Annotated in this window: 11 protein-coding genes; 1 reads left to right on the forward strand and 10 read right to left on the reverse strand. The window is 36.7% G+C overall.

Translation table 11 applies throughout. The features are described from left to right. Positions 1 to 10: 10 nt before the first annotated feature. From CA834_RS13660 to CA834_RS13670, 3 genes are all read right to left on the reverse strand, one after another. Positions 11 to 1,672, reverse strand: a complete 1,662-nt coding sequence (locus tag CA834_RS13660) for a peptidase domain-containing ABC transporter (protein WP_094969280.1) — start codon at positions 1,670 to 1,672, stop codon at positions 11 to 13. After that, positions 1,662 to 2,351: a TetR/AcrR family transcriptional regulator gene (locus CA834_RS13665; RefSeq protein ID WP_094969281.1), complete on the reverse strand. Its 690-nt coding sequence runs from the start codon at positions 2,349 to 2,351 to the stop codon at positions 1,662 to 1,664. Before CA834_RS13665 ends, CA834_RS13660 begins: the two co-directional genes overlap by 11 nt. Before the next feature lie 107 nt (positions 2,352 to 2,458). Further along, entirely contained in the window at positions 2,459 to 3,355 is an 897-nt protein-coding gene (locus CA834_RS13670) for a tetratricopeptide repeat protein (RefSeq protein ID WP_240507616.1), read from the reverse strand. A gap of 236 nt (positions 3,356 to 3,591) precedes the next feature. Between CA834_RS13670 and CA834_RS13675 the strand changes: the two genes are divergently transcribed. Beyond that, positions 3,592 to 9,627, forward strand: a complete 6,036-nt coding sequence (locus CA834_RS13675; protein ID WP_094969328.1) for an alpha-2-macroglobulin family protein — start codon at positions 3,592 to 3,594, stop codon at positions 9,625 to 9,627. 165 nt (positions 9,628 to 9,792) lie between these two features. On the opposite strand, the gene CA834_RS13680 is transcribed toward CA834_RS13675, so the two are convergent. From CA834_RS13680 to CA834_RS13710, 7 genes are all read right to left on the reverse strand, one after another. After that, positions 9,793 to 11,073 carry a hypothetical protein gene (locus CA834_RS13680; protein WP_133085507.1) on the reverse strand — a complete coding sequence of 427 codons (1,281 nt, stop codon included), beginning with the start codon at positions 11,071 to 11,073 and terminating at the stop codon, positions 9,793 to 9,795. A 24-nt stretch (positions 11,074 to 11,097) separates the two neighbouring features. Beyond that, complete coding sequence (locus CA834_RS13685; RefSeq protein ID WP_094969284.1) at positions 11,098 to 11,652, reverse strand: mycothiol transferase; 555 nt, start codon at positions 11,650 to 11,652, stop codon at positions 11,098 to 11,100. Positions 11,653 to 11,753: 101 nt separating this feature from the next. Then, entirely contained in the window at positions 11,754 to 12,479 is a 726-nt protein-coding gene (locus CA834_RS13690; protein ID WP_094969285.1) for an SDR family oxidoreductase, read from the reverse strand. Between the two features lie 81 nt (positions 12,480 to 12,560). Next, positions 12,561 to 13,085 (reverse strand): DUF4136 domain-containing protein, encoded by a 525-nt coding sequence (locus CA834_RS13695; protein ID WP_094969286.1) that lies wholly within the window; start codon positions 13,083 to 13,085, stop codon positions 12,561 to 12,563. Positions 13,086 to 13,133: 48 nt separating this feature from the next. After that, the gene (locus tag CA834_RS13700) at positions 13,134 to 13,847 is read right to left on the reverse strand and encodes an ion transporter (RefSeq protein WP_094969287.1); all 714 of its coding nucleotides are present in this window, start codon (positions 13,845 to 13,847) and stop codon (positions 13,134 to 13,136) included. A gap of 12 nt (positions 13,848 to 13,859) precedes the next feature. Continuing rightward, entirely contained in the window at positions 13,860 to 14,858 is a 999-nt protein-coding gene (gene obgE, locus CA834_RS13705; protein WP_094969288.1) for a GTPase ObgE, read from the reverse strand. Positions 14,859 to 14,912: 54 nt separating this feature from the next. Beyond that, positions 14,913 to 16,022, reverse strand: coding sequence for an adenylate kinase (locus CA834_RS13710; RefSeq protein WP_094969329.1), 1,110 nt, complete (start codon positions 16,020 to 16,022; stop codon positions 14,913 to 14,915). Positions 16,023 to 16,067: the final 45 nt, after the last annotated feature.

The following is a 16,067-nucleotide window of genomic DNA, read 5'->3' on the forward strand; positions in this document are numbered from 1 at the left end:
ATTCTGGGCTTTAAATAATTTCACCTTTTTTAAGTGTTATAACTTGTGAGCAGTTATTGGCCCACTCCTTATTGAAACTTACTACAACCAAGGACCAAGGTTGACTCGGGTCGGTTAAAAACTTAATAATGCGCTTGGCTTCAACTTCCTCGAAATGTTCCAACGGCTCCTCCAAAATTAAAAGCTTTGGCTTTTTGAGAATAGCCCTTGCTAGAATTATTTTCTTAGCAACGGTAAATGAAATTTGTTTGCCTTCAGGATAAATAACCGTATCAATACCACGCTCGGTTTCCTTTAAATAATTAATCAAACCGACTTTTTCAGTGATATTTTCTATATCCTCTGTGGTTATTGATGCATCGCCTAAAGTCAAATTATCTCGGATGGTCCCTTCAAAGGGCGTCTCATCTGCAAGTGACAATCCTAATAAGGATCGATAACTATTAATTTGAATATTGTTTAAAGCTTGGTCATTTAGAAATATACGACCAGTATTTGGTTTTAAAATTCCAGAAATAATCCTAATGAGACTAGATTTTCCAGAGCCACTTTCACCTTGAATTAATATCCTGCTTTTTTTATCAACCTTAAATGAAATATTATTTAAAATATGAAGGTTACGGTCTGGCACATTATACGACACTTTTTCTAACTCAATCACGAAATCATCGTCCATTCTAGCCATCTCTCCTGTCTGCGGCTCAATTTTTTTATCGACCACCTGACCCATTTTTTCCAATGAGGTTAAGACATCATAAAAAGATTCTAAACCAAGAATCAATTTTTCTACAGAGTTGATCACAAGAAGAATAATAATCTCAGCGGCAACAAATTGCCCTATGTTCATTTCTTGACTTAGTACCAAAAGACCTCCAATAACCAATAAGCCAGCTGTTACGATAACCTTAAATCCAATCATTTGGACAAATTGAAGGATTAAAATCTTAAAGTGACTTTCTCTGGCTTCTAAATAGCCCTCTACAAGTTTGTCGTTCTTATCTAAAGCGAGTGAAGTTTTTCCGGACACCTTAAAACTCATTATGGAACGTGCCACCTCTTGTATCCAATGCGCTACGATATATTTCTTTTTAGATTCTTTTAAACTAGTCTTCATACCACGCTGTATGGTGTACTTAAAGACGATATAAATGAGGACAATCAAGAGTATACCAAAGGCTATAAAAAATGGATGGTAAAATGACAGTAATATAAGCGCAAAAACAATTTGAAGGGTTGCTGTGGGTACATCCAACAATAGTTTTGCAAGGCCTTTTTGCACGGTTAGTACGTCAAAAAATCTGTTGGCCAACTCCGGTGGATAATAATTGTAAAGTTCGCTCATTCTTATTTTAGGAAACCTGTAGGTAAACTCAAATGAAGCGCGCATAAATAAACGTTGCTGAACGGTTTCTATGATGCGCATCTGCATAAGTTGTAAAACACCAACAAAAGCGACTCCGATAGTGACAAGTACAACTAAGACAATCCAAGAGGTACTTACCTGAGCACCTTGAATCAGGTTTATAATCGCTTGAATCCCCAATGGCAAGGTTAAACTTATCAAACCTGAAAATACGGCATAGTAAATAACCTGCAGTAAATCTTTCTTTTCTAGCCTAAGAAGGCCAAGAAAGCGCTGCCAAGGGGTTAATATTGGTTTATTATCGTCCATTTTTGGTTGAATTTAATAAAGTTAGGGTGAGATTGGTAAAAAATTGGGTCGGCGTTACACTTTCGTCGCAATCGGTTATAGAACTAAAATGTTCTTTTAAAAAGTGCTGATGCAAAGATCCTTCTAATATGGTACTGGCCAAACTGGCTGGATATTGGTAATCGGAATTTAATTTTGAAATCATATCCCTAAGTCGTTTAATCAAACGCTTATAAACTTCAAAATAGCCTTCTTTGTTTTCGCTATCCACCTCTTTGGTGAGGTAGGATTTTGAATATTCGTTTATTATAATCCTATTTAGCACGATTTCATTGATATGAGAAAAGGTCATATCCTGCTCTATTGTTCTTGTAAGTACCTCAATGGCTTTCAAAAGCTGTTTCTCCTTGTCAGGAATGTTGTAAGTGGTAAATACCATTTGATATTCAATCCAAGCCCAATACCACGACGTTAAATAAAGCAGCAGTTTATGCTTACTTTCAAAATAGCGATAAATAGAACTCTCATTAGAACCGATTTTTGCTCCTAATTTTTTAAAAGTAAAACTGTCGAAACCAATTTCATCAATCAGTAAAATACTGTGCTCAATAATCCGTTTGCCTAAATCCGAAGACTCCGGATCCTTGATGAAAATCTTATCTGGTACGGATATTTTTAAATTTGATAGTAAATTTACCATTATTAAAACATTTGTTTGCAAACATAATAGTAATACTATCATTTTTAAAAAAATTAACAAATATTTAGTACCCTAAACACTCTTGCTCTTGGTGACTGAACCTTAAGTTAAATTTTCGAAATGAGTAGCTTTTCTTTTAAGGCTTGTTTGAAGTCCGCTCGTATGGCCAAGGCTTTATCTATATATTCAAGTGCCTTTTCTTTATTTTTCCGATGCTTGTAAATTTGGGCTAATCTATAATAGGCCCATTCTTTGGGTACACCATCCGTTACCGCATAATTTGCAAGATAGGCCTTTAAACACTTTTCACCTTTATCGAGCTGTATGTTATAATCGGCACAGACTTTACCTATTTGATAATGCATAGCATTACGTTGATGTTTTTGCTGACCTTTTTCTAGAGTGCTTATAGCCTCAATTGGCTGATTTTGAGCTTCGTAAAAACCTGTTAGTTTATCATAACAGGTTACGGAACCACCTACTCTTATGGCCAATTTATAATACTTTTCAGCTAGTTTAGGCTCTTCATCGTATTCATATATATAACCTTTAGCCAAATAGCCATCAACCTCAGAAATCTTCTCCAGGCTATCTGCGTATTTAAGTGCCTTGGAAAAACTGCCACCAACAATTCCAGGCAATGTTACGTAAAGATCAACCAAGGCCCAGTGCGCATCAATATGAGCTGGGTCCAAAGCAACGGCATTTAAAAAAGAGCGTTTCATGGCACCAATAAGACCAAGTGCTTCAAGTTTGCTCCCACTTTGGGCTTTCATAGCCAAAGCTCCACCATATTTGTAGTGATAATTAGCTTTATCGGGTACCTTTTCTACTAAGATTTCATATTGTTCAATTGCTTTATCCCATTCTTTCTGATAACTGTAAGCGTCTCCCAAAAGCTCCAAAGCCTTGGAATCGTTTGGTTGCGCCTCTAGGTATTTCAACATCTCCTCCTCCGCTTGTTCATATTCCTTGATATCCATAAAAGACCTTGCCCTTTCCATATTAGACTGAGAAAAGCTTATAGAAGAGAACAGAAAAATACAGATAAACCTAACCATGGCTAAAACACTTTGTACAAAAATAGGACATAGAATCTAGTGCCAAAAACTTCTTCGCTTTACAAATACATTTGACACTTAAATTGATTAAATTAACTCAGTAAAATTTGGGGTTTTATATAAACATCCTATTTTTTGGAACACCTTTTGAAGGTAAGTTTGAACAAAGAGAATTTCTTATGAAAAATTATATACTAACTTCTGTACTTCTATGTTTTGCGATGTTTTCCAATTCTCAAAATAATTTAGACCGTCAATGGAAAAAAGTAGCAGAATTAGAACAGGAAGGGTTGACAAAAAGTGCAGCTCAGATAGTGGACAGGGTGTATAAAACGGCTAAAATAAATCATAACCACCAACAATTGATTAAGGCCTTACTTTATAAGAGCAAATATATGATGACGCTCGAGGAAGAGGCCCAGCTTAGCATTGTTAAACAATTTAAATCTGAAATTGACAGCACCCAGTCCATAGTCACCAAACATCTTTTAGAAAATATGCTAGCTACAATGTATTGGCAATATTTTCAACAGAATCGCTATCGGTTTTATAACCGCACAACAACCTTTGAAAAACAAGGCGATGATTTTAGAACTTGGGATTTAAAAACCTTGTTTAACGAAATTCACACCTATTACCAACGCTCTCTTGAAAATGGACTTCTATTACAGCAAGAACCTATAGGTAATTATAAAACACTCATTACTGAATCTAAAGGGTCTAAAGATTTTCGCCCTACGTTATATGATTTACTCAGCCACAATGCCCTGGATTTTTATAAGACGGATGAAAATAGCATCTCGCAACCCTCGTATAAATTTGTGATAGACGATGAAAACTTCTTAAAAGAAAGTGAGACGTTCATCATTTTAGATTTAGAAGCAAAAGATTCGCTATCTCTGCAACTTAACGCATTAAAGATTTATCAGAACCTCTTAAGGTTTCACGTTAAGGACAAATCCTCCATAGCATTTGTGGATGTTGACATCGAGCGCCTTCGGTTTGTGAACCAGAACGCCTCTTTTAAGAGTAAAATACAAGTCCTTCTTAAAACTTTAAAGACTAGTGCAGCTGCCCTAAAACCGTCTTCATTATCTGCTATTTACAATTTTGAAGTAGCATCCGTCCTTGCGCAACAAGGCTATCAGTTCAATCTCGTTGAAACCGATAACGAAAATAACATAGCCCTAAGATGGAAACTAAAAGAGGCTTATGACCTTTGTGACAGCGTTATAAAAGAATACCCAAAAAGCAACGGTGCTGAAAAGTGCAAGATACTGCAAAGCCAAATTCTGCAACCAGAATTAAGGTTGCTCACTGAGGGCTTTGTTGCTAACAATAAACCTTCAAAACTATTAGTTACCTATAAAAATTTAGAGGCCTTAGAAATCAGCGTATACAAGGTAACCAAAGCACAATTGGATACTTACAATAGCACTTACGGAAATAACGATCAAGCAAATTTTTTCGAAGATTTAAAGATTTACCAACAATTTAGTAGCGCTCTAAAAAATGAAGGCGATTTTCAAAGGCACAGTACAGAAATTGTCCTCCCTAAATTACCAAATGGTGTTTATCTCATAAAAGCACAAACAAAAACACCAAACAAGGTATTTGCAGCAGCTCATGTTCAAGTCACAGATTTTGCACTGGTTGAAAATTTCGAAAAAAATCGATATTACTATCAATTGATTAACCGATTGGATGGAGAACCCATTGCTGATGCCAATATCTTAATTGAATATGAAACTAATCGAGGAAAAACATTTTCAAAAAATTTGATTTCTAACTCGTATGGGAAATTTGAGTTTTTAAGAGACAACAATTATTACAGACGGATAAAAATAAAGGTGAACTACCAAAATGAAACAGCCTATTTTGGGGACTATTTCATCTCACGGAAATTTAGGGAGACAGACCAAAAAGATATAAGCTATAATTCATTTGTATTCACCAATCGCAGCATATACCGACCAGGTCAGACGGTCTATTTTAAAGGTATCATTACCCAAACCCACACAAAATCCAATAAAACCTCAATCGTGGCAGATGAAACCATCAAGGCCACACTTTATAATGCAAATGGAGAGGAACTAAATGAACAGCAATTTACAAGTAATACATTTGGCTCCATTCAAGGAGAATTTGTACTTCCTAACGACGGTCTAACCGGGCAATTCTATATTATGCTCAAATCTGATAAAATAGGTGAAGGCTCTGCTTTTTTTTCGGTTGAAGAATACAAAAGACCGAAGTTTAAAGCATCTTTTGAACCTATTTCAGACACCTTTAAAGTCAATGACAGCATTAGGGTGAAGGGAAAAGCCATAGCTTTTGCAGGTAGCACTATTACAAATGCCAAGGTGATTTATATGGTGAAACGTCAAATACAGTTTCCTCCATGGTATTATTGGAGAAACCCGTACTTTATGAGTGAACCTCAAGAAATTACCTTCGGAGAAACAAAAACGAACAGCAACGGTGAGTTTGAAATTCTCTTTAAAGCCCTACCCGACCAAAGTTTAGCAGAAGAAGAACTTCCTGTATTCAGATATGAAGTGACGGCTGATGTTACTGATATCAATGGAGAAACCAGAACAGCTGCAACAGTAGTAAATGTAGGTTACCACGCCATGACCATTAATGTATCCGCACCTCTTCAAATTGAGAAGACTGCAAATAAAACAAAATTAGAAATTTCAGCTAAGAATCTGAATGGCGAAACCATTAGTGCTACCGGTCGTTTAAAAATATTTAAACTCGTACCACCACAGGAAGTTCTGAGGCAGCGTCCATGGAATGCCCCAGATTATCAAACTATGAGCGAAGAGGAGTTTAAAACACTTTTTCCTCATGAGCCTTATACCAACGAACACCTTGTTACCAATTGGAAAAAAGGCAAACAAGTCTTTTCAACATCATTTAATACGGAAGAAAACAGTGTCATCATTATAAAAAGAATAAAGAAATGGGTATCTGGCAAGTATTTAATTGAAGTTGAAAGCACCGATAAGTTTGGTCAAGAAGTCGAAAATAAAACATTTACGAATGTCATTAGTAACAATGATAAAACTGTAGCCGATAATGCGCTTTTTGAAGCTCGTCTTGATAAGAAAAGCTATAAGCCTGGCGACGTAGCCATACTTACCGTGGGTTCAGCGGCAAAAGATATAACAGTTACTGTTGAAATAGGAAAGGATGATCAGATTATTTCAACACAACTTGTAAAGTTGAACAACTCAAAACAAACCCTTAGTATCCCTATATTGGAAAATGATTTGGGAGGTTTTGAAGTTTATTGCAGTTTCGCTGCTTTTAATAGTTTCGAGACACAAGGATTAAGAATCAATGTGCCTTTTCCTAAAAAAGACTTAACCATTGAAACTAAAACCTTTAGAGATATGCTCCAACCTGGTGAAAACGAAACTTGGAGTTTCACCATCAAAGGCGCAAAAGGCGATAAAGTTTCCGCAGAACTACTAGCGAGTATGTACGATGCTTCTTTGGATGAATTTAAATCACACGAGTGGCGTTTTAATCCTGTACGTACATCAGCATCCTTCAGTAATATTGTAAAGACTGCTAGGAATAGTTTTGGCATTACGGATTTCAGATTATTTCGACGTTTCTCGACACCACAAGACTACAACGTCCAAAGCTATGATCGATTAAATTGGTTTGGGTTTTATTTTGGGAGTTCCAATCGTTATTACTATGCCAAAGGTGTTAGGGGACAGGCTAGCGGCATAGTAGCCATGGAGGAAGACTCGTTAGAAGAAGTTGTCATGACCACTGGTGCCCCAGGGGCGTCTGAAGACTTAGAGAATGAACAAGCTGACCTATTGATGGAAAACACAATTGACCAATCCAATGAGGGTACAATTCAAATTAGAAAAAACCTTCAAGAAACCGCATTCTTCTTCCCAGAATTACGAACTGATGAAGAAGGCAATGTCAGTTTCAGTTTTAAGGCGCCTGAGGCTTTAACCAAATGGAAGCTGCAATTGTTAGCACATACCCAAACTTTAGAAAGTGGGATGACAACGTTAGAAGCCATAACCCAAAAAGAACTCATGGTCATACCCAATGCACCGCGATTTCTTAGAGAAGGTGATGAGATAACCATTAGCACCAAAATTGCAAATCTTACTAGTACACCAATTGTAGGTAAGGCAGAATTACAATTGAAAGATGCGTTATCTGGTCAATCTATAGATGCTCTACTTTCAAATACTGAGAACAGTGCTGAGTTTAGCATTGAGGCTACCGGAAACACCCAAGTATCTTGGACATTGAGTATCCCTCTGAGCATTCAGGCTGTGGAATATACCATAATCGCAACATCTGATGATTTTAGTGACGGTGAGCAAAACACAATACCTGTTCTATCTAATAGAATGCTTGTTACTGAGACCTTACCAATGTGGGTAAAGTCTAATGAAACCAGAACCTTTTCCTTAGATAAGCTGAAGACCAACACATCTTCTACGTTAAAACATCACATGCTGACCCTGGAGATGACTTCTAATCCGGCCTGGTATGCTGTGCAGGCTTTACCCTATTTGATGGAATATCCATACGATTGCAACGAGCAAATCTTTGCCCGTTATTATGCCAATACCTTGGCACATCATATCGTAAAATCAAACCCGAGAATAGAAGCGGTCTTCAACCAGTGGAAATCTCACGAATCACTTTTATCCAATCTTGAAAAAAATCAAGAATTAAAGTCTATGTTAATTCAAGAAACCCCATGGTTGCGCGATGCACAATCTGAAACCGAGCAGAAAAAACGTATTGGTCTGTTATTCGACCTCAACACAATGACTAATGCATTACAGTCAACCCAAAGGAAACTGAAAAACAATCAATTACCTTCTGGTGCTTGGTCTTGGTTTAATGGAGGTAGAGATAATCGCTACATTACACAGCACATTATCGCAGGATTTGGACATTTAAAACATCTTGGTATCCAACAGAGTAGCGAGAATATGGCTATGGTTCAAAGTGCCTTTAACTATTTAGATAAGGCATTTATAAAGACTTACGAGGATTTAAGAAAATATGATAAGGATGTGGATTTAACCAAAGACCACTTGTCTTACATACAATTACATTACCTCTATGTTCGTAGTTTTTATCCTGAATTGAAACCACAAAAAGAGGTTCAAGCTATTATAGATTTTTACAAGGACCAAATAAAGCGGTATTGGTTAAAACGGTCACTTTATGCTAAAGGGCTGATGGCCTTGACCATGAATAGAATGGAGCAAAACGCAACTGCAACAAAGATTTTGAAATCGCTAGAAGAAAATAGTATTACCTCTGAAGAACTCGGCATGTACTGGAAGGAAAATACGGATTCCTGGTATTGGTACCAAGCGCCAATTGAGACACAGGCCATACTGATTGAAGCCTTTTCAGAAATTGAAAATGACAAAAATATTATTGACAATCTTAAAATTTGGCTTCTCAAAAACAAGCAGACCAATCAATGGAAAACCACCAAGGCAACTACTGAAGCCGTTTACGCATTGTTGCTGCAAGGAAGCGATTGGTTGGATGTTACGGAAATGGTCGATGTAAAGGTTGGAAGCAAAACTATTTCGCCAAAAACTTTAGAAAATGTAAAACTTGAAGCAGGCACTGGCTACTACAAAACCTCTTGGGCAGGTACTGAAATAACTCCAGAAATGGGTACTGTGACCATCGATAAAAGTGGAGAGGGTATCGCTTGGGGAAGCCTGTACTGGCAATATTTTGAGGATTTAGATAAAATCACCTCGGCTGAAACACCATTAAAACTAAGTAAGACACTTTTCTTAAAATCAAATACTGACAAGGGTGAAATGATTGCCGAGATTACTCCTGAAACGACACTAAAGGTGGGTGATTTGGTGCGCGTTCGAATAGAATTGAGAACGGATCGTCCCATGGAGTTTGTACATCTTAAAGATATGCGCGCTGCAGGTTTTGAGCCAATTAACGTTTTATCTCAGTACAAATGGCAAGATGGTTTAGGTTATTATGAAAGTACCAAAGATGCGGCCACCAACTTTTTTATAGACTATCTGCCTAAAGGTATTTATGTGTTTGAATACGACCTTAGAGTCAATAATGCTGGTGACATGAGTAATGGCATTAGCACTGCTCAGAGTATGTATGCACCAGAATTTAGTAGCCATAGTGAAGGCACCAGGGTCTCTGTTGAATGATTAACTAGCCATTAATATGCAGCAGATACCGCTACATTATTTAATATTTTGGCATTTACTAAATCCTAAAGGCTTTTGGTATTTCTATAACTTTTGCTGTAGGGACTTACAGGCGATACGGATGTATTGTATTCTCCTTAAAGCCTAATAGCTAAACTATCTTGGCTATCTATTATAAGGAAACTCACTTATCCAATTGAATTCCCTTTCGGATAATATAAAATCTTTCTTGGTAAGTTTTTTAGTAAAGACATTAATTGTGTCATTTTTATCCAAGTATTCAAAATGGACACTAGCACTATCAATCTCTTTAAAATTCATGTAAAATGTCTCCTCTGGTGTGCCCCAACTTGTTAATTTAAATCTATCCTGTAAGCTATCCTTTTCTATACCGTAATATCTGGTTTTTGGGGCACTATATCTTTGTATTCTTAGAGAGCCTTGCCATTGTACACCAATATTTTTCCATAAACGATAATCCTTGTAATTATATAGCGTATCACCATTAACTGTTACTCCGGTCACCTTATATGCACCATACAGAATTGGTTTTTCTGATTTGGATCCGTATAGTTTTTCTGCTTCACGTGCGCTTATAAAACCATATATAAGAACATACCCAACTAAAAGAGCCTTAATACTATTTAAGGCAATACTAATACCTTTATTATATTTTGGTCTTTTTAAAACCGAAAGTGCTGTTTTAGTGTGAGAAAAGAAAAACAAAACCAATTTCTTAAGGTCCCTAGACAATAAAAACAGCGTCATTAAAACCAGATGGGTAGACACCAATTTAACCGGTACGTCAAAAAAGTAATTTACCGCCATAACGTTGAGTGTGGTCATTAAGGTTAGAATTGCACCGAAAGTTAATGTCCTTCTAAACAAAAGAAGACCAGCCAATAATTCCGCGATACCCATAAATATATTATAGCCCTTTGAAAAACCTAAGAAAGTCCAGGCCAAACCCATAGGTGACGTATTACCGATTTCACTTAACATTCTGTAAGGCCCAGGATATGCGAATTGTAGTTGAATAACTTTACTAAAACCGTAAGATATAAGCATCAACCCTATATAATATCTTAATGCTACTGTAAGCCAATAATAAAGCCTTTTATAGTTTAACGCTTTTCTGTCGATCAATGACCAAATTGCAGAACCTATTAAAGCAATAATAAATATGGTTAGGGTTGTAACATAATCAAAAAGGGTGTCCCCGCTTCCGGTATTTGCTCTATACGTTATTTCAGAAATACCATATATGTTTTCCCCCAACCAAGGAATGAGTTTTTGCACCCATTTTAGAGGAACTGAAAAAATTTTATACCAAAATGGGTATGCACCATTATTTTGGAATAACACGAATAAACCGAAGTAGATAAAAACAAATCTAAAACCTATCTTCTCAACGGCAGACCATGAAACTTTCGAAATGGATGTCAAGGTGAAAGAAATTAATTAATAACCCTATTCAACACGTTTGGTAATTAATGCCAACTGGCCCATGTGGTTGGCTTGGTGTTCCATAACGTGAAACCACGCCCAATGGTTACTCATAGTTCCATTATCTTCAGCAAACCACTCATCGTCTTTCTCCTTTAACAACATTTTGGTTTTTGCTCTAACCTTATCATAAATATCGAGATAATATTGTATGGGTTTACCTTTAAATTCTTCTCTTGCTTTATCACCCAAACTAAGTGCCGTCCCCCACATTTTTTCTTCTTCATCGTTAAATTGCCTACCTTCAAACGTATAGATTTGATAATAGGCCTCAGTTGCTGCTAAGTGATAAATTATTGCCCCCGGACTATTAGCCTTTTCATCTAACAAGTAATCGGTACCATCAACATCTAGGTTCTTTACGTTTCGCTCTACTCGACCTTTTAAATTATCTAACATAGATACCATATTTCCTATGTCGTTAGAATAGTCTTTCGGTGGCTCTATTTTGTATTGAGAGTAACTAAACGACGAGCTAAAGACCATAAAAATTACTGCAATTCTATAATACCTTTTCATTTGATGGGTTTTTAAGTTTCAGTAAATTAAGGGATTTTACTCAAAAGAAGCATTATGTTTAATGGAAAATTAAGGGTGAGGGTCTAAAAACTATAGAATTACTATTTTGAGGGTGGTGTAGTTGGCCTTACCTCAATTTTACTCGGTAAGGTTCTAGGATTCATCTTTAATAAGTCTACCACCAATTCTCCTATATCTTCAATCTGAATTTTCCATGCTCCCTTGTCACTTGGCTCGTTACCATTGAAATAGGTAGACACCGATCCTGGCATAATAGTGCTCACCTTTACACCATATTTACGCAAGTCTAACATTACTGCTTGTGTAAATCCAGTTACCCCAAATTTACTTGCATTGTAGGCAGAACCACCTGCAAAGAAATTTGTACCTGCTAAGCTAGAGATTGTGATATAATAACCTTTAGATTTTTTAAGTGCGTCTACACTTGCTTTTATAGAATTGAAAACGCCAGTTAGATTTGTATCAATAACGTCATTCCATTGCTGGGTTGTGAGCTCCTCTATGCTTCCAAAATGACCTAGACCAGCATTGGCAACTACAACATCTAAACTTCCAAAAATTTCCACTGCCTGCTTTACTGCATTTTGTTGACTTTCTAAATATCTAACATCAGCCTCAACCCCTAATATGGCATTCGCAGTGTTTGTTTTAGCGGCTAACTCCGACGCTGCCTTATTTGCTGCGGCCTTACTCCTACTGGTTATAATCACCTTTAATCCTTGATTGAGCAGGGCCTGTGCCACACCATAACCAATTCCTTTAGTACCTCCCGTAATAAGTGCTACTTTACCTTCTAAATTCCTCATAATTTAAATGCTTTAATTCGTATCAAAATTACGAAAGCTAAGCACAATGTCGAAGGGAAAACTGTTAGGAAATTGGTAAAATTAATTTTGAGTTTTGGGCGGGTACGCCGAGAATATCCTTTCAACTAAATTCTTAAAATCGAGTTCGCGTTTCTCTGGTGTTGCATCGGGTCTATATGAACTTTCTGCTATAGCTTGCCAAAACATACCGAGTTTACTGTCATCCACAAATTCAATAACAAGCTCTCGCGTATTTTGGTTTGTTCCCAAGGGAATCCCTACAGACACACCTCCACCTACATTAGAACCAGTTCCACCGACGCCAACACCAACATTCGAATTAGTTCTATTCATGATGTCCTGACTTTGGATATCGATATAAAAATCGGCATTATTGGTACGTTCAAAACCCATTGATTGCAATTTGGCATCAATAGCCCGAATTAAGCGCTTGGTATCGAGCTCACTTAAACCGGTTTGCATATCGTCAAAATAATTGTAGGTTTTGTACTGACTGAAATCAGTTGACTTTTCGTAATCGTAATTGATTACGGCGCCGCAGGACGATAGTAAAAATAAAATAAAAAGAGATTTAAAGGCTTTCATGTTTTTATTTTAAAGATATTAAAAAATTACCTGGATGGAAAGTTTTAACTATTCCCGCTCTGATTCTAGTTCAACAGCTTTCGTAAGAGAAGAAGATATAATGCCTGTTGGTACAGCGACAATTCCTAAACCAATAAGTAAAATAAAAAACGTAAAAATCCTACCACCTAAAGTAATGGGATAAACATCACCATAACCTACCGTTGTCAGCGTTACAATAGACCACCACAGACTGTCAAAAATTGATGCAAAATGATCTGGTTGGGCTTCGTTTTCAAAGTAATAAATGCCCACGGCGGCAAAGTAAATTAGCACTAGGGTTACCGCCATAAAGAGAATAATCTGTTCCCGCGCCATGAGCATGGCTCTTGTAAAATGCCGCATGGCTTTGTTGTAACGCACCAATTTTAACAGCCTAAACAGCCTAAACATTCTCAGAACCCGCAGAGAGCGTAAATCAACACCAAATGATAAATAAAATGGAAGGATCGCTAATAAATCTATAAGTCCAAAAAAGCTAAATACAAATTTTAGCTTTTTATCAGCAACATAAATCCTAGCTATGTACTCTAGTGAAAAAATAACGACACAAAAAATCTCCAAGGAATTTAAGATCTCTCTCGTTTGAGGTTTTAATTTAGGTAAGGTCTCAATGGAAAATGTGATAATGGATAGAACAATTAAAAACTGAATAAACAAAGCAAATATCCTGCTGCGCTTTGTGTTATTATATTCCACTATACTTTTTATAAAATCCTTCATGAATCTGGCAGATTAATCATTAAGCATTTGCCATAATTTATCTTTCAATTCGGTTAATCCCTGTTGGGCCACCGAAGAGATAAACATATAGTCCACTTCTAAATCTCTATCTAAAATAGTAGAAATTTCAGATTTTAGTTCCTCATCGAGCATATCCGATTTTGAAACGACCACAAAACGTTCCTTATCTAACATTTCAGGATTATAGCGTCGCAATTCATCAAGTAAAATCTCATACTGCTTTACAATATCCTTAGCATCAGCGGGAATCAGAAATAAGAGAATAGAGTTACGCTCAATATGCCTTAAAAAATAATACCCTAGCCCTTTACCTTCAGCCGCACCTTCAATAATACCAGGAATATCCGCCATTACAAAAGACTGAAAATCACGGTACTTAACAATACCTAAATTGGGCTTTAAGGTTGTAAATTCATAATCGGCAATTTTTGGTTTTGCAGATGTTAAAACAGATAACAACGTAGACTTACCTGCATTTGGAAAACCTACCAATCCAACATCTGCAAGTACTTTCAGTTCAAGTGTGATATCTTTTTCCTCCAAAGGAATACCTGGCTGGGCATATCTTGGTGTTTGATTGGTTGAACTTTTAAAATGCCAGTTTCCACGACCTCCTTTACCGCCTTCTGCAACAATTTTTTCTTCACCATCTTCTGTGATTTCAAAAAGGATATCGTTTGTATCGGTATCTCTTACTACAGTACCCAATGGCACTTCAATTATGGCATCTTCGCCATCAGCACCCGTACTTCTGCCAGAGCTACCATGCGCTCCATGACCAGCTTTTATGTGCCTTTTGAATTTTAAGTGAAGAAGGGTCCATAAATTAGAATTCCCTTTAATAATAACGTGACCGCCTCTACCGCCATCACCTCCATCAGGCCCACCCTTTGCGATATATTTTTCACGATGAAGATGGGTAGAACCTTTGCCTCCATTACCTGAGGTAACGTGCATTTTTACATAATCAACAAAATTTCCCTCAGTCATTTTTGAGTTTAAATTTTTAGATTTTAATATTAAATTTTAAACTCGTAGCAAAAATTAAAGCTTATCAATCACAGCACTTAAGCGCACTGTTATTTCTTCAATACTGCCCACACCGTTAACACCAAAGTATTTGTTTTGATCTGAATAGTAATCCTTTAAAATCGCTGTTTTATCGTAATATTCCTTAATCCTGTTTCTAATAATGCCTTCATCAGCATCATCTGCTCTACCACTTGTTTTTCCGCGTTCTAGAAGACGTTTAACCAAAACCTCATCATCGACCTCTAAGGCCACCATAGCATTAATCTGAGAGTCCTTAGAATCCATCAGCTGATCTAATGCTTTTGCCTGGGCGTTTGTTCTTGGGAAACCATCGAAAATAAAACCTTTGGCATCTGTATTTTTCTCAACTTCCTTATTGAGCATATCAATCGTAACCTGATCTGGAACCAATTCGCCCTTATCCATATACGACTTGGCAAGCATGCCTAGGGCTGTTTCATTCTTTATGTTATATCTAAAAACATCTCCTGTAGAAATATGTACCAAGTCATATTTTTCTTTTAGGAAATTTGCCTGTGTTCCTTTTCCTGCACCAGGAGGTCCAAAAAGCACTATATTAGTCATATGTTGTGTAGTTTTTAATTGATAAACGCTAGGTAAATCCCTACCCAGTCCATTGTAGTCCAAACCATAGCCCACAATAAACTTATTGGGAATTTCTTTACCCACATAATGGAGTTTAAAATCCTTGTCGTATGCTTCCGGTTTATAAAATAGTGTAGCTATACGAAGGTCTTTAACCTTCTCATTTTTAAAAATCCTGTGAACTTCTTCAAGGGTATTACCTGAATCAATAATATCTTCCAATATAACGACGGTCCTACCTGTTAAGTCTTGGGTTAGACCAATGAGTCGCTGTATATCTTCAGAGGACTTAACGCCTTCGTATGAGGCTAATTTTATAAAGGTGACTTCACAAGGTTTAGGGTACTTTTTAACGAAATCGCTAACCAACATAAAGGACCCATTCAAAATCCCAACAAATACAGGCATTTCATCCCCTAGGTCAGCCACAATGGCATCCACCATGCTCTGAACAGCATTTTGAATTTCTTCCTCTGAGATAAATGGTTTAAAATATAAATCGTGAAGCTTTAGCACCATCGTAATAATTATCGAAAAACAAAGATAAAAATTTGTTGCAGC

Origin of the sequence: Winogradskyella aurantia (genome assembly GCF_002266855.1) — a bacterium.
GTDB classification, from domain to species: Bacteria; Bacteroidota; Bacteroidia; order Flavobacteriales; family Flavobacteriaceae; genus Winogradskyella; species Winogradskyella aurantia.